19 protein-coding genes are annotated in these 23,352 nt (G+C 64.6%); 7 read left to right on the plus strand and 12 right to left on the minus strand.

Translation table 11 applies throughout. From position 1 onward, the window contains the following. The first annotated feature begins 64 nt into the window (after positions 1-64). Positions 65-1,156, plus strand: a complete 1,092-nt coding sequence (locus ACVIW0_RS28875) for a toll/interleukin-1 receptor domain-containing protein (protein ID WP_461355441.1) — start codon at positions 65-67, stop codon at positions 1,154-1,156. 13 nt (positions 1,157-1,169) lie between these two features. Here the strand turns inward: ACVIW0_RS28875 and ACVIW0_RS28880 are convergent, their stop codons facing one another. After that, on the minus strand, positions 1,170-1,754 hold the full coding sequence (locus tag ACVIW0_RS28880; protein ID WP_461355442.1) for a TIGR00645 family protein: 585 nt from the start codon (positions 1,752-1,754) through the stop codon (positions 1,170-1,172). Positions 1,755-1,921: 167 nt separating this feature from the next. Continuing rightward, positions 1,922-3,571 (minus strand): energy-dependent translational throttle protein EttA, encoded by a 1,650-nt coding sequence (ettA, locus tag ACVIW0_RS28885; RefSeq protein WP_461355443.1) that lies wholly within the window; start codon positions 3,569-3,571, stop codon positions 1,922-1,924. A 273-nt stretch (positions 3,572-3,844) separates the two neighbouring features. On the opposite strand from ettA, the gene ACVIW0_RS28890 reads away from it, so the two are divergent. Together ACVIW0_RS28890 and ACVIW0_RS28895 are read left to right on the plus strand one after the other, a co-directional pair. Beyond that, a complete protein-coding gene (locus ACVIW0_RS28890; RefSeq protein ID WP_461355444.1) occupies positions 3,845-4,096 on the plus strand; it encodes a hypothetical protein in 252 nt (83 codons plus the stop codon). A gap of 117 nt (positions 4,097-4,213) precedes the next feature. Continuing rightward, complete coding sequence (locus ACVIW0_RS28895; protein ID WP_461355445.1) at positions 4,214-5,176, plus strand: D-2-hydroxyacid dehydrogenase family protein; 963 nt, start codon at positions 4,214-4,216, stop codon at positions 5,174-5,176. 263 nt (positions 5,177-5,439) lie between these two features. Here the strand turns inward: ACVIW0_RS28895 and ACVIW0_RS28900 are convergent, their stop codons facing one another. After that, a complete protein-coding gene (locus ACVIW0_RS28900) occupies positions 5,440-6,672 on the minus strand; it encodes a L,D-transpeptidase (RefSeq protein WP_461355446.1) in 1,233 nt (410 codons plus the stop codon). A gap of 325 nt (positions 6,673-6,997) precedes the next feature. On the opposite strand from ACVIW0_RS28900, the gene ACVIW0_RS28905 reads away from it, so the two are divergent. Then, entirely contained in the window at positions 6,998-7,846 is an 849-nt protein-coding gene (locus ACVIW0_RS28905) for a hypothetical protein (protein WP_461355447.1), read from the plus strand. A gap of 10 nt (positions 7,847-7,856) precedes the next feature. Here the strand turns inward: ACVIW0_RS28905 and sseA are convergent, their stop codons facing one another. The 3 genes from sseA to ACVIW0_RS28920 all read right to left on the minus strand — a co-directional run bounded on the left by sseA (position 7,857) and on the right by ACVIW0_RS28920 (position 10,569). Then, positions 7,857-8,714: a 3-mercaptopyruvate sulfurtransferase gene (gene sseA / locus ACVIW0_RS28910; protein WP_461355448.1), complete on the minus strand. Its 858-nt coding sequence runs from the start codon at positions 8,712-8,714 to the stop codon at positions 7,857-7,859. 121 nt (positions 8,715-8,835) lie between these two features. Continuing rightward, entirely contained in the window at positions 8,836-9,249 is a 414-nt protein-coding gene (locus ACVIW0_RS28915; protein ID WP_461355449.1) for a rhodanese-like domain-containing protein, read from the minus strand. A 144-nt stretch (positions 9,250-9,393) separates the two neighbouring features. Continuing rightward, on the minus strand, positions 9,394-10,569 hold the full coding sequence (locus ACVIW0_RS28920; RefSeq protein ID WP_461357453.1) for a vWA domain-containing protein: 1,176 nt from the start codon (positions 10,567-10,569) through the stop codon (positions 9,394-9,396). Between the two features lie 364 nt (positions 10,570-10,933). On the opposite strand from ACVIW0_RS28920, the gene ACVIW0_RS28925 reads away from it, so the two are divergent. Both ACVIW0_RS28925 and ACVIW0_RS28930 read left to right on the plus strand, forming a co-directional pair. After that, positions 10,934-11,776 (plus strand): AAA family ATPase, encoded by an 843-nt coding sequence (locus ACVIW0_RS28925; protein WP_456749614.1) that lies wholly within the window; start codon positions 10,934-10,936, stop codon positions 11,774-11,776. A gap of 79 nt (positions 11,777-11,855) precedes the next feature. Next, entirely contained in the window at positions 11,856-13,358 is a 1,503-nt protein-coding gene (locus ACVIW0_RS28930; RefSeq protein WP_461355450.1) for a flavin-containing monooxygenase, read from the plus strand. A 166-nt stretch (positions 13,359-13,524) separates the two neighbouring features. On the opposite strand, the gene ACVIW0_RS28935 is transcribed toward ACVIW0_RS28930, so the two are convergent. From ACVIW0_RS28935 to ACVIW0_RS28960, 6 genes are all read right to left on the minus strand, one after another. After that, positions 13,525-15,168, minus strand: coding sequence for a GMC family oxidoreductase (locus ACVIW0_RS28935; protein WP_461355451.1), 1,644 nt, complete (start codon positions 15,166-15,168; stop codon positions 13,525-13,527). A 28-nt stretch (positions 15,169-15,196) separates the two neighbouring features. Beyond that, positions 15,197-15,790: a GNAT family N-acetyltransferase gene (locus ACVIW0_RS28940; protein ID WP_461355452.1), complete on the minus strand. Its 594-nt coding sequence runs from the start codon at positions 15,788-15,790 to the stop codon at positions 15,197-15,199. Positions 15,791-15,940: 150 nt separating this feature from the next. Continuing rightward, positions 15,941-16,867 carry an SMP-30/gluconolactonase/LRE family protein gene (locus ACVIW0_RS28945; RefSeq protein ID WP_461355453.1) on the minus strand — a complete coding sequence of 309 codons (927 nt, stop codon included), beginning with the start codon at positions 16,865-16,867 and terminating at the stop codon, positions 15,941-15,943. 239 nt (positions 16,868-17,106) lie between these two features. Then, entirely contained in the window at positions 17,107-17,994 is an 888-nt protein-coding gene (locus ACVIW0_RS28950; RefSeq protein WP_461355454.1) for a 4-(cytidine 5'-diphospho)-2-C-methyl-D-erythritol kinase, read from the minus strand. Between the two features lie 279 nt (positions 17,995-18,273). Further along, the gene (locus ACVIW0_RS28955) at positions 18,274-20,058 is read right to left on the minus strand and encodes a tetratricopeptide repeat protein (RefSeq protein WP_461355455.1); all 1,785 of its coding nucleotides are present in this window, start codon (positions 20,056-20,058) and stop codon (positions 18,274-18,276) included. Positions 20,059-20,586: 528 nt separating this feature from the next. Continuing rightward, the gene (locus ACVIW0_RS28960; protein ID WP_461355456.1) at positions 20,587-22,260 is read right to left on the minus strand and encodes an electron transfer flavoprotein-ubiquinone oxidoreductase; all 1,674 of its coding nucleotides are present in this window, start codon (positions 22,258-22,260) and stop codon (positions 20,587-20,589) included. Positions 22,261-22,449: 189 nt separating this feature from the next. Between ACVIW0_RS28960 and ACVIW0_RS28965 the strand changes: the two genes are divergently transcribed. Then, entirely contained in the window at positions 22,450-23,271 is an 822-nt protein-coding gene (locus tag ACVIW0_RS28965) for a uracil-DNA glycosylase (RefSeq protein ID WP_461355457.1), read from the plus strand. Positions 23,272-23,352 lie beyond the last annotated feature (81 nt).

Consider the following 23,352-nt stretch of genomic DNA (forward strand, 5'->3'; position numbering starts at 1 on the left):
AAACACGCCTTGCGAAGCGGATTCGGCGATTGTCAGAATTCAATTCTGGGTGGTAAGTTTTGCCATGCGCATATTTTTGTCATTTCCCTCCGAACTGGAATCGCAGGCTGACAGCATCGCCCAGTCCCTGCGCAATTGCGACCATGAGGTTTTCTTTTCGCACGACGATCTTCCGCCGGGCGACAGCTTCGATGCGCGGGTCGAAAAAGCCATCGAAAGCAGCGATTTTATGGTGTTCCTGATCTCACCGGAATCGGTGACCAGGGGACGCTACACTTTGAGCGAGCTTGCGTTTGCCAAAACCAAATGGCCGAACCCGAGCAATCGCGTGCTGCCGGTGATGATGGCGCCGACCCCGCTCGACCAGGTTCCGACCTATCTCAAGGCGGTCACGATCCTCGAGCCGCAGGGCAGCGCGGCGGCCGAAACGCGCGCCGCAGTGGATCGGATGCTGGCGGCCGAACGCGCGCAGTCGCGTGGCCGATCCAGTTTGCCGTTCATCGCGTTGGCGCTCGCGTCGGCCATCCTGTGCAGCCTGGTGATGACCTTTGCGTTCAACCTTCTGCAATATTCGTTCGTCGTCTCCGATGCCGGCGGCATATCGATCGTGCCCGGCGCTATATTCGGCGTGGCGGTTGCGACCTGCAATGTGATGTTTGGCGCCAAGGACAAGTTTCAGCTAGCGCTGGTGGTCGCGATCACGACGGCGGCGTGGATTGCGGCCTACGATGCCAGCGCCGTTACGCTGCAGGCGCTCGGCCAATATGCGAAGACGGTCCCGATCGACGGCAATGCCGCGAACCCGGCCCAGGTCACCGAGACACTCGGCAACAACCCGATGATGGGTTATCTGATCGGCGCCATTGGTGGCGGCGTCGGCGGCGCCATCACCATTCTCGGCGTGCTCCTGACCAATCCCGGATTCCGGCGGATCGACAGCGTCGTGGTGACCTGGATCGCAGTCATCGCGGCCGGTGCCATTTACGGCGCGATCGTCAGATTGCCGACCCTGCTGGTCTGGCTTCTTCTGTTTGGCGTCTGGCAGACCGCATTCATCCTTGCCATGGCCCGCGGATTTCCGCGCGGCGCGGCGCAGATCCCCGAATGGCTCGGCAGATCCGCCCCGGCATTGTTCGGCTCGCGCGCGGCGCGCTGACGCTGCGCCTTCTCTAGTGCCCCGCCTGCTGCTTGGCGCCCTCGATCGAATCGTTCGACAGCTTGTCGACGAGGGCGATGCCGATCGCAGACAGGATGAAGACGCAGTGGATGATGGTCTGCCACATCACGCCGGTCTCGGTGTAAGTGCTTTTTCCGGATGACAACGCGCCGGCCTCGATGAAGGTGCGCAGCAGATGGATCGAGGAGATGCCGATGATCGCCATCGCCAGCTTGATCTTCAGCACGCTGGCGTTGACATGGCTGAGCCATTCCGGCTCGTCCGGATGTCCCTGCAGATTGAGCCGCGACACGAAGGTCTCGTAGCCGCCGACGATCACCATCACCAAGAGGTTCGAGATCATGACGACGTCGATCAGGCCGAGCACCGCCAGCATGATCTGCTGCTCGCTGAAATCGAAGGCATGGGCGAACAGGTGCCACAGCTCCTTCAGGAACAGCACGACATAGACGCCCTGGGCAATGATCAGGCCGACATAAAGCGGCAATTGCAGCCAGCGCGACCCGAAGATCAGCATGGGAACGGGACGCAGCGACCGGCCCTTCGCGGGGACGCGCGCCTCGGAAATAGCGGACATGTTGGAGTGCTCGCAGGATTGAAATTGCGGAGCACCCTATCTACGCATTCCCACGCTCTTGAAAAGCGACAACTGGCCGCAGATTGCGCCGCGATCCCGTCACGATCTTGCAAATGAGGAGACGTTCGAACGCGGCGCGATGGGCCGCGTCCGGGCGCGCAATCAAATCACCGCGTCAGCTTCTTGTACTTCACGCGGTGCGGAATGATGCTGTCCTGGCCGAGCCGGCGCATCTTGTCCTTTTCGTAGTCCTGGAAGTTGCCCTCGAACCATTCGACATGGCTGTCGCCCTCGAAGGCCAGGATGTGGGTCGCGATGCGGTCGAGGAACCAGCGATCGTGGCTGATGATGACGGCGCAGCCGGCGAAATCCTCCAGCGCCTCTTCCAGCGCGCGCAGTGTGTCGACGTCGAGGTCGTTGGTCGGTTCGTCGAGCAGCAGTACGTTGGCGCCGGACTTCAGCATCTTGGCGAGATGCACGCGGTTGCGCTCACCGCCCGACAGCGCACCGACCTTCTTCTGCTGGTCGGCGCCCTTGAAGTTGAACGACGAGCAATAGCCGCGCGAATTGACTTCTTTCTTGCCGAGCAGGATCAGCTCGTTGCCGCCGGAGATCTCCTCCCACACCGTCTTCTTGCCGTCGAGCGCGTCGCGCGACTGGTCGACGTAGCCGAGATGCACGGTCTCGCCGATCGTGATGGTGCCCTTGTCAGGGGCCTCCTGCCCCGTGATCATCTTGAACAGCGTGGTCTTGCCGGCGCCGTTGGCGCCGATCACGCCGACGATGCCGCCGGGCGGCAGCTTGAAGCTGAGGTCGTCGATCAAAAGCCGATCGCCAAAGCCCTTGCTCAGCCCCTCGAAGTCGACGACGTTGGCGCCGAGCCGCTCGGCGACTGGGATGATGATCTGCGCGGTCTGGGTCTGCTTCTCGCTCGCCTGCTTGAGCAGTTCCTCATAGCGCTGGTAGCGCGCCTTCGACTTGGCCTGGCGCGCCTTCGGCGAGGACGCCACCCATTCCTGCTCGCGCGCCAGCGTCTTCTGGTGCGCGGCCTCCTCGCGGCCCTCCTGCTCGAGCCGCTTCTGCTTCTGCACCAGCCAGGACGAGTAGTTGCCCTCATAGGGAATGCCGCGGCCGCGGTCGAGCTCGAGGATCCAGCCGGTGACGTTGTCGAGGAAGTAGCGGTCGTGGGTCACGATCAGGATCGCGCCCGGATAGTTGCGCAGATGGCCTTCCAGCCACGACACCGACTCGGCGTCGAGATGGTTGGTCGGTTCGTCCAGCAGCAGCAGTTCCGGCTGGTCGAGGAGCAGGCGGCACAGCGCGACGCGGCGGCGTTCACCGCCCGACAGTTTTGTGACATCGGCGTCGTCGGGCGGGCAGCGCAACGCGTCCATTGCCTGGTCGACCTTGCTGTCGAGATCCCACAGGCCCTGGGCCTCGATCTCGTCCTGCAGCTTGGTCATCTCATCGGCGGTTTCATCGGAATAGTTGACCGCGAGTTCGTTGTAGCGGTCGAGGATCGCCTTCTGCTTGGCGACGCCTTGCATGACGTTTTCGCGGACCGAGAGGTTCGGATCGAGGTGCGGTTCCTGCTCGAGGTAGCCGACGCGGGCACCCTCGGCGACCCAGGCCTCGCCGCTATACTCCTTGTCGAGGCCGGCCATGATCTTGAGCAGGGTCGACTTGCCCGAGCCGTTGACGCCGAGCACGCCGATCTTGGCGTCCGGGTAGAAGCTCAGATGGATGTTATCGAGCACCTTGCGGGTCGGGTACGCCTTGGTCAGACCCTGCATGAAATAGATGAACTGGCGAGCCATCCGCTGTCCCTGGAATTGATCCGATTTAGAGGAAATTTTGCTGCCGCCGATGTAACGGCCGGTCTCCGAAAGCGCAACCGCAGCGCCGGCGTTTTCCATCCGTTCACCACGTTGCGGCCATTCACCACGGGTCATTACGGGTTGGCCGCCATCCGTGCGCGGAATCACGACAATTGAAACCATCTTTTAATAAATCAGGCCAAAACTCGTTCGCAACGCCGAAAACGGCGATTTTCGCGGCAAATCCGCGACCAGAACAGTTGAGGCCACGTCATGGCTAGCATCATTTCAGCTCCCCTTTCGCGCCCGGCGATCAAAGGCGAGGCAACGCTATTTGCCGAATTCCGCGCCTTCTGGCGGGCCTTCGTTGCCAGGGCTTTCAATCCCTACCGTCCGGAACTGCACTATATGCGCGGCCCGGGTCCGGCCTGCCGCGCCAAGCAGATGGCGCTGTCGCCGGCGGTCCGATCGATGCTCGCCGATATCCGCACCGCGAAGGCACAGCAGCCATCCCGGCCGGCGTGACAATCGCCCCGATGTGAAAGCGCGGCCGCTTGCGCGCCTGCCGAATGCGCGCGACCATAACGGGTATCCTGACGGTTGATCTCCCGCCGTCGTCCTCACCCTGAATGGACCTTTCCGATGACGCGGCTCCGCTGTGCAATCCTCGACGACTATTTCGACATCGCGCTTTCGCTCGCCGATTGGCCGGCGATCGAAGATCGCGTCGAGGTCACCGTGTTCGACAAGCCGTTCACGAGCGAGCCAGACGCCGCCGCGAAGTTGAAGGATTTCGAGATCATCTGCGCGATGCGCGAGCGTACGGCGTTCCCGCGCAGCCTGTTCGATGCGCTGCCCCAACTGAAGCTCCTGATCACGTCGGGCATGCGCAATGCCGCGATCGACATGGAGGCCGCCAAGGACCACAAGGTGGTGCTGTGCGGCACCCAATATAGCCGCGATCCGACCGCGCCGCTGACCATGGGCCTGATCCTGGAACTGACCCGCGGCATCGGCCGCGAGAATGCGCGCATGCATGCCGGCGAAGCCTGGCAGAGCTTTGCCGGCACCGAGATCGAGGGCAAGACGCTCGGCATCATCGGCCTCGGCAAGCTCGGCAGCAAGGTCGCCGGCATGGCCAAGGTGTTCGGCATGAACGTGATCGCCTGGAGCCCCAATCTGACTCCGGAAAAGTGCAAGGAAGCCGGCGTCGGCTACGCCAGCAAGGACGAACTGTTTGCGACATCGGACATCATCACCATCCATGTCGTGCTGAGCCCGCGCTCGCGCGGGCTGGTCGGCGCCGCCGATCTCGCCCGCATGAAGCCGTCGGCGTATCTCGTCAACACCGCGCGCGGGCCGATCGTGGACGAAGACGCCCTGCTCGCGGCGCTGCGCGAGAAAAAGATCGCGGGCGCCGGCATCGACGTGTTTGCGGTCGAGCCGCTGCCGTCGGATCACCCGCTGCGCAAGCTCGACAATGTCGTGATCACTCCGCATCTCGGCTACGCGACCCGCGAGGGCCTGCAAACGCACTATCAGCAGATGGTCGCGTGCATCGACGCCTTCACCAAGGGCGACGAGCCGCCGCGGCGGTTGGTCTGAGAGGTGATGAGATTAGGTCGAGTTGGCGGAGTTTCACCTCTCCCTTGGGAGAGGTCGGCGCGCAGCGCCGGGTGAGGGATTACGGAGGTCTCTCGTTGGCGCCGCGGCCCCTCACCCGATTTGCTGCGCAAATCGACCTCTCCCCACTGCGAGAGGTGAACCGAATCCGTGGCCGAACCGATTCGATCCGAATTTGTCGTGCAACACCGGCAACAAAAAAGCGCGCCGTTGGCGCGCCTTTTTCATGATGAATTGCCCTTGACCTAGCGCACCGTGACCGGCGCGGGCAGCGGCTGCACCGAGGTCGGCTGCGCGCCGGGCAGCGGCGCGGCCTGAGCCGGCGCCATTGGGTTCGGCGGCGGCGCCGCGGAAGCCGTCGTGGTTCCCGGAGCGGCACCGCCGGGCAGCACGACCACGCGGGTGCCGACCTTGGCGCGATCGAACAGATCCGAGACGTCCTCGTTCAGCATGCCGATGCAGCCGGACGAGACGAACTTGCCGATGGTCGACGGCTGGTTGGTGCCGTGGATGCGATACACGGTCGAGCCGAGATACATCGCGCGGGCACCGAGCGGGTTGCCGGGACCGCCGGCCATGAAGCGCGGCAGATAGGGCTGGCGCTCGATCATTTCCGTCGGGGGATGCCAATCCGGCCACTCGGCCTTGCGGGTGATCTTCTGCACGCCGGTCCAGGTGAAGCCGTCGCGGCCGACGCGGACGCCGTAACGGATCGCCCGGCCATTGCCGAGAATGTAATAGAGGTAGGTGTTCGGCGTGTCGACGACGATGGTGCCGGCCGGCTCCTTGGTCGCGAACGCCACTTCCTGGCGGCGCAGGTTCGGCGCCAGTTGCGCCGGACCGGCTTCGGGCTGCTCGTCCGGCGGCAGCGCTGCGATCTGCACCGGCTTGCCACTGGCGTCGACCGGCGCCTGCTGCTGCGGCACGGCTCCAGTCACGCCCTCGGGCGGACGCATGCCGCCGCGGTCGTCGCCATAGGAAACGCCGGCCGCGGGAACGCCATTGTCGCGACTGGCTTGCTGCGTGCCCGGACGATCACCATAAATCACCGGCGGCGGCCCCATCGGCCGGCCATAGCGCGGATCATCCGGCGACATCACCGGGCCCGTCGGCGCGCCGCGGTCGGAATAGACCGGCTGGGAATTCATGGGGCGGCCGTAGCGCGGATCGTCCGGCGACATCACCGGGCCGGTCGGGGCACGTTCAGAGTAGACCGGCGGCGCATTCATCGGCCGGCCATAACGCGGGTCGTCCGGCGACATCACCGGGCCGGGCGGCGGCAGCGCGGCCGAATTGCGTGGCGCGTCGTCATCGTCGATCGCATCGAAATCCGGCATGCTGCCCTGCGGATAGGGCTGCGGCGCGGCCGAATAGACCTGCCCCGGCGCCGGATAAGCCTGCTGCGCATGCGCGAGCGAGGTTCCTGCCGAGCCGAGAGCCGCGGCAGCGCAAATCGTCAGAATGCGGTTGATCATCATTGCTCTGTTATAGTCCCCAAGCCACACCGGACCGTTAACGGCCCAATGCAGGAAGATAGCGGCGCATTCAAGACAAATCCGCGAAACCCGGGTGATTTCGGGCATTTGTGATGTCAGCCAGCGCTGCGGCAAAGATGTCTCATGGCCCGGCAAACTCTGTCTACGTGGCCAAAGTCATCAATCGCCCGCATTTTGTAACAAACAGTCTCAGGGCGTTGCGATATTCTCGAATCGGCCTGATTCGCGCTCGCGATGCCGGCTTTCTCGTGTGGTCACCGCGTTCCCTTGAATCTGCACCCTCCCGTAGAAGGGGGAACCCGCGCCCATGCTCCCCGGCCTTCGTTTCCTGTTCGCTGCGACCGTGCTGGCGATCTCGCTTCTGGTGTTTGGGCTCGGGGCGGCCGCGCTGTTCCGCGCGGCGCATGAGGAATTTGCCAGCATTCCGGCCCGCCGCGCGCCGGCGGAGCCGCAATTCGCGCAGCCATCCGAGGCACTGCCGGTGCTCGCGATGGTACGGGTCGATCCGCCCGCTGCGGACAAGGCGGTGACCAATACTCCGCCACCTTCGACCGCGACCGAGCCCGCCGCGGCCGAGCCGGCAACTCCCGCCGAGGCTGCTGCTCCGGCCCAAGCGGAGCAGGTCGCCGCCGTGAAGGCCGATGATCCGGTGCCATCAGCCCCGCCGAAGCCGGAAGCCCAAACCCAAACTGCGGAGACCTCCGCGCCAGCTCAATCCGCCGACGCGGCAGTGCAACCTCCGACCCCGGATCCCGCGCCGGCATCGGAGCCGACACCCGCTGCCGCCGAAGCGACACAAGCGTCCGCGGATACCAAGGTCGCTGCGGTCGCTGATCCCACCACAACCAGCGAACCCGCGCCTGCCACACCGGCACCAGCGATGGTTGCGGCGGAGGCCGCCCCGCCGCCGTCACAGGAAGCGATCGCGGCCGCGACAAGGATCGCGACGCTGGGCGGACCTGAAGTCGTCGTCGAAGCACCGACTGTGCCAAAGGCCAGCAAGGCGAAGAAGCCGCAGCGGAGTGCGGCCAGCAAGCCGGCACACCGCAAGGAGCGACGGCGGATTGTCCGCGCGCGCCCGGTTCGGCCGGTCGTACAGCAGCAACAGCTCGACCCGTTCGGCAACCCGATCCCGGTGCCGGTCACGCGGCGCTAAAGGATATTTATCAGGCCGGCCCGGTCGCGATTGGCGGGCCGCCGGCCTGGCCCCATTCCGACCACGAGCCGTCATAGAGCGCGCTGTCGGTGACGCCGAGCCGGTACAGCGCCAGCGTCAGCACGCCGGCCGAGACGCCCGAGCCGCAGCTTGTCACAACAGGCGCATCGAGCTTGACGCCGGCGCTACTGAACGACTCGCGCAGCGCGTCGAGCGGCTTCATCTCGCCGGTCGCGGCATCGAACAGTTGGTTGTAGGGCACGTTGCGGGCGCCCGGGATGTGGCCGGCACGGATGCCCGGCCGCGGCTCCGGCGCGCGGCCCTCGAAGCGATCGGCGGCGCGCGCATCGATCACCTGCTCGGCGCGACTTTCGACATTGGCGATCATCTGCTCGATGCTGCGCACGCGCTTCGGATCGTAGCTCGCCTTGAACGTTGCGGGCTTCGGCCTCACTTCACCGCTTTCGACCGCCCTGCCCTCGGCGCGCCATTTCTTCAGACCGCCGTTGAGGATCCTCACATTGCGATGTCCAAAGGACAGGAACATCCACCAGGCCCGCGGCGCGGCAACCCAGCCGCCGGCATCATAGATCACGACGGTATCGGCATTGCCGATGCCGAGCCCGCCGACGTCGCGGCCGAACTGCTCGGCGCTCGGAAACATATGCGGCAGCGGATTGGCATGATCCGACACCGCGTCGACATCGAAGAACACCGCTCCGGGCAGATGCGCGGCAAGATAATCATCCTTCGGCAGCGGCAGCACGCCGGGCAGCTTGAAGGTCGCGTCGAGCACCTTGACATTGGCATCGCCGAGATGTGCGGCCAGCCATTCGGTCGAAACGAGCGGATCGTCGGTTGTGGTCATTCCCTATTTCCTTCGTCATTCCGGGGCTCGCGCAGCGAGAACCCGGAATCCAGAGGTTGTCTTGCGAGATTCCGGGTTCGCGACTGCGTCGCGCCCCGGAATGACGACAGAGGTACGATTGTCAGCCCTTCTTCTTCGCCTCCCAGGCCTCGATCGGCCCGCCGGCCTCGCGCCAGGCCGCGAAGCCGCCACCCATATGGGCAACCGGCTTGAGGCCCATGTCCTGCGCGGTCTTTGCAGCGAGCGCTGAGCGCATGCCGCCGGCGCAGTGGAAGATAAATTTCTTGTCTTCCTGGAAGATCGGCTTGGCGTAGGGGCTGTTCGGATCGATCCAGAACTCCAGCATGCCGCGGGTGCAGGAGAACGCGCCGGGGATCTTGCCATCGCGCTCGATCTCGCGGGGATCGCGGATGTCGACGATGACGACGTCATTCTTGCCGATCATCGTGATCGCGTCAGTCGCGCTGATGGTCTCGATCTCGGCATTGGCCTCGTCGATCATCACCTTGATGCCGCGGTGGATGGTCTGGGGCATGGGGCTCTCCGTTTGTCTTTGTGTTTCGCCACCGTCATTCCTGACAGACGCGAAGCGGCTGATCCGGAACCTCGAGATTCCCCGATGCGCAATTGCGCATCTGAGGTTCGATGCTTCGCATCGCCCCGGAATGACGGGCGCAGTCTAGCGCACCAGCTCCCGCATCGCGTTCTCCAGACCCTCGATCGTGATCGGATACATGCGCTCGGAGAACAGGCGACGGATGATGGTGGTCGATTCCGAATAGTCCCAGTGCTTCTGCGCCACTGGATTGAGCCACACCGCATGCGGATAGGTGCGGATGACGCGATCGAGCCAGACCGAGCCGGCCTCTTCATTGACGTGCTCGACCGAGCCGCCGGGCACCATGATCTCGTAAGGCGACATCGAGGCGTCGCCGACGAACACCACCTTGTAGTCGTGCGGGTACTTGTGCAGCACGTCCCAGGTCGGCGTGCGATCGGTGAAGCGCCGCTTGTTCTGCTTCCAGACGCCCTCATAGAGGCAGTTGTGGAAGTAGAAATACTCCATGTGCTTGAATTCGCTCTTGGCGGCCGAGAACAGCTCCTCGACCTGCTCGATATGCGAATCCATCGAGCCGCCGATATCGAAGAACACCAGCACCTTGACCGCATTGCGCCGCTCGGGGCGCATGTGCACGTCGAGATAGCCGTGGTTGGCGGTCTCCTTGATCGTGGTGTCGAGATCGAGCTCGTCGGGCGCGCCGGTGCGGGCGAACTTGCGCAGCCGCCGCAGCGCGACCTTGATGTTGCGGATGCCGAGCTCGACATTGCCGTCGAGATCCTTGAACTCGCGCTTGTCCCACACCTTCACGGCGCGGTTGTTGCGGTTCTTCTCCTGGCCGATCCGGACGCCTTCGGGATTGTAGCCATGAGCACCAAAGGGAGAGGTGCCGGCGGTGCCGATCCATTTGCTGCCGCCCTGGTGGCGGCCCTTCTGTTCCTCGAGGCGCTTCTTCAAGGTCTCCATGAGCTTGTCCCAGCCCATGGCCTCGATCTGCTTCTTCTCTTCCTCGGTGAGATATTTCTCGGCGAGCTTCTTCAGCCACTCCTCGGGGATCTCCGCCTTGCCCATGGCGTCGAGCAGGCTCTCGAGCCCCTTGAACACGGTGCCGAACACGCGATCGAACTTGTCGAGATTGCGCTCGTCCTTCACCAGGGCGGCGCGCGACAAATAGTAGAAGTTCTCGACGGTCTGTTCGGCGAGATCGGCGTCAAGCGCTTCCATCAAGGTCAGATATTCCCGTAGCGTCACGGGGACCTGGGCGTCGCGCAGCGATGTGAAGAACTGCAGGAACATACCCACCTAGATCGCCCGCGGGGCCGGTGGCGTCAAGGGCCCCCAGCCGTGCTTGATCCCGAGATCAGCCATCCACTTTCACCCGGTTGCCCTGCCAGCGCGCCCTATGGCGGCGCCAGCACCGTCACCGCGAGGTCGCACCGCGTCGGCGATCATTCCGCTGCGCGGAAAGATGACGCCTGACATTCCATGCGAAAGCCCGCATCCGACACCGCTGCGCTGCGGAATCCACGCTAGACCGCCCGGCTTTTTCAACTAGAATTGTGCCGGACAAGACATTGGGCAGGACATGCGACCGCTGCGAGAGCGGTCGTTTCGTGTGGGGGCGCGGGCCGCCGACGAATCAAGCAAGGCAAACAGATAGATGAAATTCACGGGTACCAAGGACTACGTCGCCACCGATGACCTCAAGGTCGCCGTCAATGCCGCCATCGTGCTGGAGCGCCCGCTGCTGGTGAAGGGCGAGCCCGGCACCGGCAAGACCGTGCTGGCCGAGGAAGTCGCCAAGGCGATCGACGCGCCGCTTCTGACCTGGCACATCAAGTCGACCACCAAGGCGCAGCAGGGTCTCTACGAATACGACGCGGTGTCGCGGCTGCGCGACAGCCAGCTCGGCGATGCGCGCGTGTCCGACATCAAGAACTACATCAAGCGCGGCAAGCTGTGGGAGGCCTTCACCCACGAGAAGCGCCCGGTGCTGCTGATCGACGAGATCGACAAGGCCGACATCGAATTCCCCAACGACCTCCTGCTCGAACTCGACCGCATGGAGTTCCACGTCTACGAGACCGGCGAGACCATCAAGGCGAAGCTGCGCCCGATCGTGATGATCACGTCGAACAACGAGAAGGAGCTGCCGGACGCCTTCCTGCGCCGCTGCTTCTTCCACTACATCAAGTTTCCCGACGCCGACACCATGGGCAAGATCGTCGACGTGCACTTCCCCGGCATCAAGAAGCGCCTGGTGGAAGAGGCGCTGCGAATCTTCTTCGAGGTCCGCGAGGTGCCGGGCCTGAAGAAGAAGCCCTCGACCTCCGAGTTGCTCGACTGGCTCAAGCTGCTGCTTAACGAGGACATCACGCCCGAGATGCTCAGGGAGCGCGACCCGCGCAAGCTGATCCCGCCGCTGCACGGCGCGCTGCTCAAGAACGAGCAGGACGTGCACCTGTTCGAGCGGCTGGCGTTCCTCAGCCGCCGCGAAGTCTAAAATTCGATATCGACAAGCGCCGGGGCGATGGCTCCGGCGTTTTGCTTCTCAGCCTCAACCAACAAGAAGACCAGGGAAGATGAACGTCCAGACCCAGATCCGTGCCGCCGAGCCCGTCACCACTGAGCATTTCGACGTCTTGATCGCAGGCGCCGGCATCTCCGGCGTCGGTGCCGCCTACCATCTCACCACACAATGTCCGGGCACCAGCTTCGTGGTGCTGGAGACGCAGAAGACCTTCGGCGGCACCTGGTCGACCCACCGCTATCCCGGCATCCGCTCCGACAGCGACCTGCACACCTTCGGCTATCGCTTCAAGCCGTGGACCAGCGCGCCGATCGCCAGCGCCGAGGAGATCCTGAAATACATGGGCGAGGTGATCGACGAGAACGACCTCGCCCGCCACATCCGCTATCGCCACACCATCACCGCGGCGAGATGGTCGAACGAGACCAATCTCTGGACCATCGATGCGACGCGGATCGACACCGGCGAGCGGCTGCGCTTCACCACCAACTTCTTCTGGATGTGCCAGGGCTACTACCGCCACGACGCGGGCTATACGCCGGAATGGACCGACATGGCGAAGTTCAAGGGCACGGTGGTGCATCCGCAGACCTGGCCCGACGATCTCGACTACAAGGGCAAGCGGGTGATCGTGATCGGCTCCGGCGCCACCGCTGCGACATTGATTCCGGCAATGGCCAATGACGCCGGGCATGTCACCATGCTGCAGCGGTCGCCGACCTATTTCCGCACCGGGCGCAACGCGATCGAGATCGCCGAGGAATTGCGCAAGCTGCAGGTCGACGAGCACTGGATCCACGAGATCACGCGCCGCAAGATCCTGTTCGAGCAGGATGCGTTCACCAAGCGGACCTTTGCCGACCCCGAGGGCGCCAAGAAGGATCTGCTGGCCGCGGTAGAGGCCGTTCTCGGCAAGGACTACGACATCGCCACGCACTTCACGCCGAGCTACCGGCCGTGGCGGCAGCGCATCGCCTTCGTTCCGGACGCCGACCTGTTCCAGGCCATCAAGGGCGGCAAGGCCTCTGTGGTCACCGACGAGATCGAGCGCTTCACCGAGACCGGCATCCTGCTCAAATCCGGCAAGGAGCTCGCGGCCGACATCATCATCACCGCGACCGGCTTCCATCTCTCCGCCAATGGCGGCATCGACTTCGAGATCGACGGCAAGCCGCTCGACTTCAAGGACACCGTGACCTATCGCGGCATGATGTTCACCGGCGTGCCCAACCTGGTCTGGGTATTCGGCTATTTCCGCGCCAGCTGGACGCTGCGCGTCGACCTGGTCGCCGATTTCGTCTGCCGCCTGCTCAGCCACATGAAGGCAACCGGCGCGAAGAAGGTGACGCCGCAGTTGCGCCCCGAAGACCACAACATGCCGCTGCTGCCGTGGATCGATCCGGAGAACTTCAACCCCAGCTACATGATGCGCGGCATGCATCTGCTGCCGAAACGCGGCGACAAGCCGGAGTGGCAACACAATCAGGACTACTGGGCCGAGAAGGACGAATTTCCGGCGATCGACCTCAAGGACAAGGCGTTCGTCTACGGCTGAGGAGTGGCGATCCCGTCATCCTGAGGTGCCCGCGCAGCGCGTCTCGAAGGATGCACGGCCCCAGTCGGGCCGTCGTGCTTCGAGACGGCCGCTTCGCGGCCTCCTCAGCATGACGGTGATGGATAAGCGCGCTGACCGAAACCGAGCGACGCGCGCACCTCTTCCCTCACGCATACTCCGGCAGTTTCGCGGCCGCCTCGGGCGTCTTGCCGCGGATCATGTCGGAGGCCTTGTCGGCGATCATCAGGGTCGAGGCATTGAGATTGGCGGAGATCATCCGCGGCATGATCGAGGCGTCGATCACGCGCAGGCCCTCCATACCGTGGACCCGAAGCTGGTCGTCGACCACGGCCCACGGTGCATCGGCCGGTCCCATCCGGCAGGTGCAGCCGGGATGGAAGGTGGTGGTGCCGCGCTGGGTCGCGGCCGCGAGCAGCTCGTCGTCGCTTTGCACCTTCGGGCCCGGAAAATCCTCATAGGCGTAATACGGTGCGAGCGGCTCGGAGGCGAGCAGCCGGCGCGCCAGCTTCATGCCGGCGACCACGACGCGGCGGTCGATCTCCTCGGCGAGGTAGTTGGTCTGGATGATCGGCGGCGCGAACGGATCGGCGGAGCGGATGCGGACATAGCCGCGGCTCTCCGGCCGCTGCTGCCATGAGGCCACCGTCATGCCGGGCTCGTCCTCGAGCTGGCCCTGCACGCCTTCCTTGTAGCTCGCCGGCGTGAAGGTGAGCTGCAAGTCGGAGCTCTCGGTGGTCTCGCCGGAATGCCAGAAGCAGTAGACCATCGTCGGCGACAGCGACAGCAGACCGCGCCGCGTCGTCGCCCATTTGATCGCCTCGCCCCACAGGCTGAGGCCGCGGCGCATTTCGTTGATGGTCCGGATGTTCTTGACCCGCGCCACCGAGCGCGGCGCGTAGTGATCCTGCAGGCCTTCGCCGACACCCGGCAGCGCGTGGCGCACCTCGATGCCGTGCGACCGCAACAGATCGGGCGAGCCGACGCCGGAGAGCTGCAACAGCTGCGGCGAGTTGTAGGCGCCGCCCGAGAGGATGACCTCCCTGGTGGCGCGGATCTCCAAGGGATCGCCGTGCTTGCCGCCGCGGTTATAGCGCACGCCGACCGCGCGCTTGCCCTCGAAGATGATGCCGGTGACATGGGCATGCGTGCGCACATCGACATTCGGCCGCTTCCGCGCCGGATGTAGGAACGCGGTCGCGGCACTGACGCGGCGGCCGTTCAGGATGGTGCGCTGGCAGTACGACACGCCCTCCTGGATCTGGCCGTTGTAGTCGGGGTTGCGCGGAATGCCGAGCGAGACCGCGCCCGCCATGAAAGCCTCGCAGAGCGGATCCTGCCAGTCCATCGTGGTGACGGTGAGATTGCCATTGCGACCACGATAGGTGTCGTCGCCCTCGCCGATCCTTCGCTCCATCCGCCGGAAATACGGCAGCACGTCGGGATAGCCCCAGCCGCGATTGCCGAGTTGCGCCCAGGTGTCGAAATCCTGGCGCTGGCCGCGGTTGTAGATGTGGCCGTTGATCGAGGACGAGCCGCCGAGCGTCTTGCCGCGCGGTGCGTAGATGCTGCGCCCGCCGGTGTAGGGACCCACCTCCTGCTGGTAGGCCCAGTTCACGCTCTTCATGTGGAAGGTCTTGATGAAGCCGGCGGGCAGATGGATGTAGGGATGCCAGTCGCTCGGCCCCGCCTCGAGCACGCACACCCTCGTGCCCGCATCCTCACTCAACCGATTGGTCAGCACGCTCCCGGCGGAGCCGGCGCCGATGATCACATAATCGAACGTTTCCATCGTCTCGTTTCTGGCGCCGACCAAGATGTCAGCGCGGCTTTTCATTGAGTTGGTAGTTGAGATGCGCCTTCACCGTCGGCCATTCGCTGGCGATGATGCTGTAAACCACGGTGTCGCGCAACGTGCCGTTGGGCGCGATCTGATGGCTGCGCAGGATGCCATCCTGCTTTGCACCCAGGCGCTCGATGGCGCGCCGGCTCTGGTGATTGAAGAAGTGCGTGCGGAACTCGACCGCGATGCAATCCAGCGTCTCGAAGGCGTGCGTCAGCAGCAGCAGTTTGCACTGCGTATTGAGCGCGCTGCGCTGCACACGCTTGGCGTACCAGGTCGAACCGATCTCGACGCGACGGTTCGGCGCGTCGACATTCATGTAGGTGGTCATGCCGGCGACCCGGCCCTCGGCGTCGAACACCGTGAAGGGCAGCATCGATCCGGCCTTCTGCAAGCCGAGCCTGCGGTCGATCTCCTTGGCCATGTTCTCCGGCTGCGGAATGGCAGTGTACCAGATCTTCGAGAGATCACCGTCCTTCGCGGCCTCGACCAGGCCGCCGGCGTGATCATGCGACAGCGGTTCGAGCCGTGCATGCGCGCCGCGAAGGGTGACCGGTTCAAGCCAGGGCATTCAAGATCTCTCCGTTGTTGTCATTCCGGGGCGATGCGCAAGCATCGAACCGCAGATGCGCAATTGCGCATCGGGGAATCTCGAGATTCCGGGTCTGGTGCTTCGCACCATCCCGGAATGACAAGTGACGATTGCGCGTTCGCGCAATCGTCACTTGTTCAGAAAGTTCAGCGGCAATCCGGGCCGCGGCCAGTCCATCGCGATCAGCTCGCCCTTGCCCGACAGCGTGATGTAGGCGGTCTTCAGGTCGGGGCCGCCGAAGGCGATGTTGGTGGTGACGCGGTCGCCGGTCGGCACCTGCTCGACCACCGTGCCGTCGGGCGCGATCACCGAGATGCAGCCTGAGACCAAGGTCGCGACGCAAACGTTGCCGCTGGCTTCGACCGCAAGCGAGTCGAACATCTGGTAGCCGCCGAGGCCGGCGATCGGCTTTCCCCGCTCGCCGCGATAGATCACGTCGCGCGGCTTGATGGTGCCGGGCTCGGACACCTCATAGGCCCACAGCCGCGCCGTCGGCGTCTCCGCGATGTAGACGGTCTTCTCGTCCGGCGACAGGCCGATGCCGTTGGCCGGCAGGATGCCGTGCACGGCCTCGACGATCTCGTTCATGCCGGGCTTCAGGTAATAGAACGCGCCGACATCCATGTCGCGGGCGCGGCGCTTGCCGAGATCGGAGAACCACAGGCCGCCCTGTCTGTCGAACACCAGGTCGTTCGGCCCGCGCAGCTCATGCTCGCCGCACTTCGTCACCACGGTCTCGACCTTGCCGGATTGCAAATCGACCCGCTGGATCGAGCCGCCGAGATAATCCTCCGGCTGCGGTCCCGGCATGATCATGTTCCTGGTCGGGATCCAGGAGAAGCCGCCATTGTTGCAGATGTAGATCTTGCCGTCGGGACCGAGCGCCGCGCCGTTCGGGCCGCCCGGCACCTTGGCGACGATCTCCTTGCGCCCGTCGGGATAAACCCGCGTCAGCCGCTGGCCGCGGATTTCGACCAGCACGACCGAGCCGTCGGGCATCACGACCGGACCCTCGGGAAATTCCAGATCGGTGGCGAGAACTCGGATATTGGCCATGGCATCCTCCCGGCTCTTTGGCTGCCGGCGGTCTCCGAACGGCCCCGCACGCGCAACGTGTTGTTTCAATCTGTTATGGCAAACGGGGTTTGGCTTGCCAAGCAACCGGGGGTGCAAGGCTGCCCGGCGTTGGGGTGGGATGGCGCGGCAACATCGCTCGGAATCGTGCCGAATAGCCAACGGTGTCATCACCCGCGAGCCGGGCGATGACAGTTGAAGTTGGGAACGCGCGCCACGCGCTAGCTCAGCGAGCCCGCATGCACCCACCAGCCGGGATGCGCGGCGCGGAGCTTCTCGCCGGCGGCCTCGGCGTCGGCGTCGGTGGCGAACACGGCAAAGCAGGTCGCGCCGGAGCCCGACATGCGCACCAGGCGGACGCCCGCGGTCGCGCGCAGCGCGGACAAGACGTCGCTGATGACAGGCTCGATGCGCGCCGCGGGGGCTTCGAGATCGTTGGTGCCGCGCGACAGTGCCGCGATCCAGTCGTCGACAGCGCGGCCGGCCTCCGGCCAGGACGGCGCCTGCATCATGACATCGGTGGCGCCGATCAGGAGTTCGCCATGGCGCAGGCCGAGCGCATTGAAGACATCCCTGGTCGCAACCGGCACGCGCGGATTGACCAGCACGGCGGGCATCTTCGGCAGATCGAGCGGCAGCAGGCCTTCGCCGACGCCGGTCATGTCGCAGGCGCGCGAGGCGACGCACACCGGCACGTCGGCGCCGGTCGCCAGCGCGACCTCCATGATCCTGCTGTCGTCGAGCGCGAGCTCGTTGAGCCGCGCCAGGAGTCGCAGCGCGGCCGCGGCATCCGCCGAGCCGCCGCCGATGCCGGCCGCGACCGGCAGCACCTTCTCCAGGGTGAAGTGGCCGACCTCGAGGTCGACGACGCGCTCGCCGAGCAGCCGCGCCGCCTTGAGCACCAGATTGTCCGAGGTATCGCCACAGGCATCGGCCAGCGGCCCCGACATCGAGAGCGACAATTCGGGCCCCGGCTCCAGCGTCAGACGATCGGCGCAATCGGCAAACGCGACGACGCTCTCCAGGTCGTGAAACCCGTCGACGCGCCGTCCGACAACCCTGAGCGTCAGGTTGACCTTGGCACGCCCTTCTTCAATCAGCGCCGGCACGGCGAGTAACCCCCTAAAAAACAAACTGGTGCTGCGATTAGCGTAAATCGCCGCACGATCCTATCCCTTTGTTTGGATGGAAATTCCGGGAGTTGGGGTGCCGCACATCACCCTGCCTTCACCTCTCCCGCTTGCGGGGGAGGTCGGATCGCATCGAACGATGCGATCCGGGTGGGGGCTCTACCCACCGAAAGACTTCTCTTCGCGGAGATACCCCACCCTGGCCCTCCCCCGCAAGCGGGAGAGGGAATGGAGGCAGCTCAGCAAGCGGAAGGCGGCCTAGCCGCCCTTGCCGTCATCGTCCTTTTTCTTGTCGGCCGCGGCGGCGTTCGAGGTGTCATCCGGCAGGCCGTTGTCGATCTTGGCCTGGATCTTCGGCAGCTCTTCCGGCTCGGGCTTGAGGTCGCGCGCATGCGCCCACTGGAACTTGGCCTCCAGGGTGCGGCCGACGCGCCAATAGGCGTCGCCGAGATGGTCGTTGATGGTCGGATCTTCCGGCTTCAGATCGATCGCGCGCTCGAGGTTCTTCACCGCCTCGTCGTAATTGCCGATCCGGTAATAGGCCCAGCCGAGGGAATCGACGATGTAGCCGTCGTCAGGGCGCTGATCGACGGCACGCTTGATCATCTTCATGCCTTCGTCGAGGTTGATGCCCTGGTCGATCCAGGAATAGCCGAGATAGTTCAGCACATGCGGCTGCTCGGGCTGCAGCTCGAGCGCCTTGCGCATGTCCGCCTCGGCCTTGTTCCACTGCTTGGAGCGCTCCTCGCAAATGCCGCGGTAGTAATAGGTGACCCAGGCATTCTTGTCGCCGCTACCGGCCGGCAGCGCATCGATCGCCTGGGAATAGGTGGTGGCGCAGTCGGCGAACTTCTTGCGGCCGCGCTCGATATTGCCGAGCGCCAGGATCGCCTCGATGTCCTTCGGCTGATCTGACGTCACTTCCTTCAGGATCTTGATTGCCTCGTCGCTGCGGTCGGCGGCGTCGAGATTGGTCGCGAGCTGGATCTGCGCGTTGCGCTTCAGCGGCGAGGACGCCGGCATCCGCTCATAGACCTTGATCGCCATCTGCGGCTTCTTCACCGACTCGTAGAGATCGGCGAGCGAGAGCAGCGCCAGCGGATGGTTCGGCTGCAGATAGAGCGCGAGTTGCAGATAGACCAGCGCGAGGTCCTCGCCGCCGCGGCGGGTCAGCGTCGCGCCGATGCCGTACAGCGCCTCGGCGGCGCCGGCCTGCGGGCTATCGACCAGCGGCGGCAGCTTCTTGCCGGCCTTGGTCTCCTTGATGCCTTCCAGCACCAGCGGATGGCGCGGCAGCTTCTTGTCGAACGCCTCGTACATCGCGGTCGCAGCGGCGGCGTCCTTGTTGCGCGAGGTCCAGCGCGCATATTCGTCGACCGTGCGCAGCATCGAATCGTCGAGCTTGTAGACCTTCTCGAAGCGGGCGCCGGCATCCTTCTCCTTGCCTGACAGCTCGTAGATCATGCCGGCATGCAGATCCTTGAAGATCGGATACCATTCCGGGCCGGTCAGCTTGTCGATCGAGGCGACCGCGCCCTTGTCGCCGGCGCCATAGGCCGCCCAGGCCGACAGCAGCGTGGCCACCAGGTCGGTGATCGGGCCGCGCACCGACTGGTTGATGTTGGACTGCGCGGCGGCGTATTTCTTCAGCTTGAGGTCGCGCACGCCGACGACGAGGCGGGCGACGCGGTTGGACTTGTCCTGGGTCAGGATGCGGTCGGCGAGCTTGACCGCCTCCTCGATGTCGCCGTCGGCGAGCGAGGAGATGAAGGCGCGGTCGAGCAGCTCGGAATTCTTCGGGTCGGTGCGCAGGGCCGAACGGTAGAACGCTGCCGCCGAGGACGCATCGCGCTCGACGCTGGCGTGGCGGGCCGCCAGGTAGCTGCCGGCAGTGGTCAGCGACTTCAGGTCGGTCTTGGACGGGAATTGCGCGGTATTGTCGGTCGGATGGTCCGGCGTTTGCGCTGCAAGCTGCGCAGGCACGGCAAGCGCCGCCGCAGCGAGAACGGCAATCGTCAGGCGGTGGAATCGGGTGGACAGCATCACGGTCGCCTTGCTCCAGGGATTTACGCCAAGATGGATTTTACGGCCAAGATCTTGCGATCCGTCTCAAAATGCGAACCCAAGCGTCGGCATCACGGCGGGGCGACAATGCCGCTTTTGGCGTTTATTCGCAAGGATCGCTCAACCGGTACCCATGACGAATCATTTGGCAGATTAGGCCTTTAGACCCGCCGATCAGCCAACCCCCGCAAGACGCTTCCACTATGGCGGTATCGTGACCGGGCCGCGCATATTCGCGTACAGAAGCAAAAAGAGCCCTGGGGAGGTTCGCCACGCGGCCAGTTCCACCTCTCCCCTTGTGTGAGAGGTCGGAATTCAAGCGAAAGCTTGAATTCCGGGTGAGGGGTTCAGGTCTATCCGTCGATCGAAGTCCCTCGATGGACCGGTACCCCTCACCCGGATTGCATCTGTCGGTGCAATCTAAGGGGAGAGGCACAGCGCTGGTTGCGGCGCAGACGGAATCTACCTCACGCAAATGTGGTCGGCCGCCTTCGCCCCACCCTCACCTTACATCGCCTCGTAGTTCGGACCGCCGCCGCCCTCCGGAGGAACCCAGGTGATGTTGCCGTTCGGATCCTTCACGTCGCAGGTTTTGCAGTGGACGCAATTCTGGGCGTTGATCTGGAAGCGCGGGCCTGAGGATTCCTCGACCCACTCATAGACGCCGGCCGGGCAATAGCGATTGGAGGGACCGGCGAACACGTCGTGCTCCGAGGTCTTCTGCAGGTTCATGTCGGCGACCTTGAGATGGACCGGCTGGTCCTCCTCATGGTTGGTGTTGGACAGGAACACCGACGACAGCTTGTCGAACGTGATCTTGCCGTCCGGCTTCGGATAGGCGATCGGCTGGTGCTGCTTGGCCGGATCCAGCGTCTTGCGGTCCGGCTTGGCGTGCGACTGGGTGCCGAACAGCGAGAAGCCGAGCGTGTTGCACCACATGTCGAAGCCGGACAGCGCCATCCCGAGCAGATTACCGAACTTCGACAGCAACGGCTTGGCGTTGCGGACCTTGAACAGGTCCTTGCCGATCGCCGACGAACGCCAGGTGTTCTCGTATTCGATGACTTCGTCATTGGCGCGGCCGGCGCCGAGCGCGGCGGCGACATGCTCGGCGGCGAGCATGCCGGAGCCCATCGCATTGTGGACGCCCTTGATCCGCGGCACGTTGACGAAGCCCGCGGCGCAGCCGATCAGCGCGCCGCCCGGGAAGGTCAGCCGCGGCACCGACTGGTAGCCGCCCTCGGTGATGGCGCGCGCGCCGTAGGCCAGCCGCTTGCCGCCCTCGAACAGCTCGCGGATATCGGGATGCGTCTTCATCCGCTGGAATTCGTCGAACGGCGACAGATAGGGATCGTTGTAGTTCAGGTGGACGACGAAGCCGACCGCGACGCGGTTGTCGTCGTAATGATAGAGGAACGAGCCGCCGCCGGTCTTGTCGTTCAGCGGCCAGCCGAGCGTGTGCTGCACCCGGCCCTTCTTGTGCTTCGCCGGATCGATCTGCCAGACCTCCTTGAGGCCGATGCCGAATTTCGGCGGCTCGGAGTTGGCGTCGAGCTTGAACTTGGCGATCAGCTGCTTGGACAGCGAGCCGCGCGCGCCCTCGGCGAACAGCGTGTACTTGCCGAGCAGCTCCATGCCGCGGGTGTAGGAATCCTTGTGGCTGCCGTCCTTGGCGATGCCCATGTCGCCGGTCGCGATGCCGCGCACCGCGCCCTTGTCGTCATAGAGCACTTCGGCCGCGGCAAAGCCCGGATAGATCTCGACGCCGAGCGCTTCCGCCTTCGGCGCCAGCCAGCGGCAGACATTGCCGAGCGAGCCGATGTAGCAGTGATGATTGTTCATCAGCGGCGGCATGATGAAGTTCGGAATGCGGAACCAGCCTTGCGACGTTGCCCAATAGAAGCGGTCGCTCGTGACCTGCGTCTTCAGCGGACAATCGGCATCCTCGCGCCAGTCGGGCACCAGCTTGTCGAGCCCGGACGGATCGATCACCGCACCCGAGAGGATGTGCGCGCCGACCTCGGAGCCCTTCTCCACCACGACAACAGAGAGCTCGGGATTGAGCTGCTTGAGCCGGATCGCGGCCGACAGGCCCGACGGGCCGGCACCGACGATGACGACGTCGAATTCCATAGACTCGCGCGGAGGCAGGCCTTCGGCATTTAGGTCTTCAGCACTCATGATCTTTGATCTCAGCCCATCGAGAACGCTTCTAAGCTTTTCAGGGGTCGTTGTTTCCGATTTTTCGGAGAAGGACAACCATGGAATTGCGCTCGGCGAGGTTTGGCGCGGCTCCGAGGACGCAGGGGCATGGTCTTTTCCGAAATCGAGCCTCCACTTTTCCCGTCCATGCTCTAAATTGCCCCCATCATGATGCCCGAGCCCTCCCCTACACTGCAGCAATTGTTGGCCTTTTACCTCGAGGCCGGGGTCGATTGCGCGCTTGGCGATGCGCCGATCAACCGGCTGGAAGAGATAGAGCCAGTTCCCGCGCCCGCGCCGCCGCGGCCGCTGGTCGCGCTCAACCCGCTGCGCCCGCCGCCGATGCCTTCAGTTCCGCGCAGCGAAATCACCGTGGCGCCGGAGGCCGCGATCGCCTCCGCACGCGAGGCCGCACGCACCGCGCCGACGCTCGAAGCCTTGCGCACGCTGATGGAGACGTTCGACGGCTGCGCGCTGAAGCACACCGCGACCCGGCTGGTATTCGCCGATGGTAACCCGCAGGCGCGGGTGATGTTCGTAGGCGAAGCGCCGGGCCGCGACGAGGACATCGAGGGGCTGCCGTTCGTCGGCCGCTCCGGCAAGCTGCTTGACCGCATGATCGCCGCGATCGGGCTCGATCGCAGCACGGCCTATATCGCCAACGTGATCCCGTGGCGGCCGCCGGGCAACCGCACGCCGACGCCGCAGGAAACGCAGGTGTGCCTGCCCTTCATCCAGCGCCATATCGAGCTGGTCAATCCCGACGTGCTGGTGACGCTCGGCAATCCCTCGACGCAGGCGCTGCTCGGCACCCGCGAAGGCATCATGCGCACCCGCGGCAAATGGGTCGATTACGACACCGGCACGCGCACGATCCGCGCCGTCGCGACCTTCCATCCGGCCTATCTGTTGCGCTCGCCGTCGTACAAGCGGCTGTCGTGGCAGGATCTGCGCGCGATCGCGAAGGTGCTGCAAGCGGCGGCGGCGTAGCGTCGCTTCGTAGGGCGGGTTAGCGAAGCGTAACCCGCCGACTTTGTTCATCACGGAAAGAACGGCGGGTTACGCCTTCGG

The organism is Bradyrhizobium sp. USDA 4454 (genome assembly GCF_054822705.1).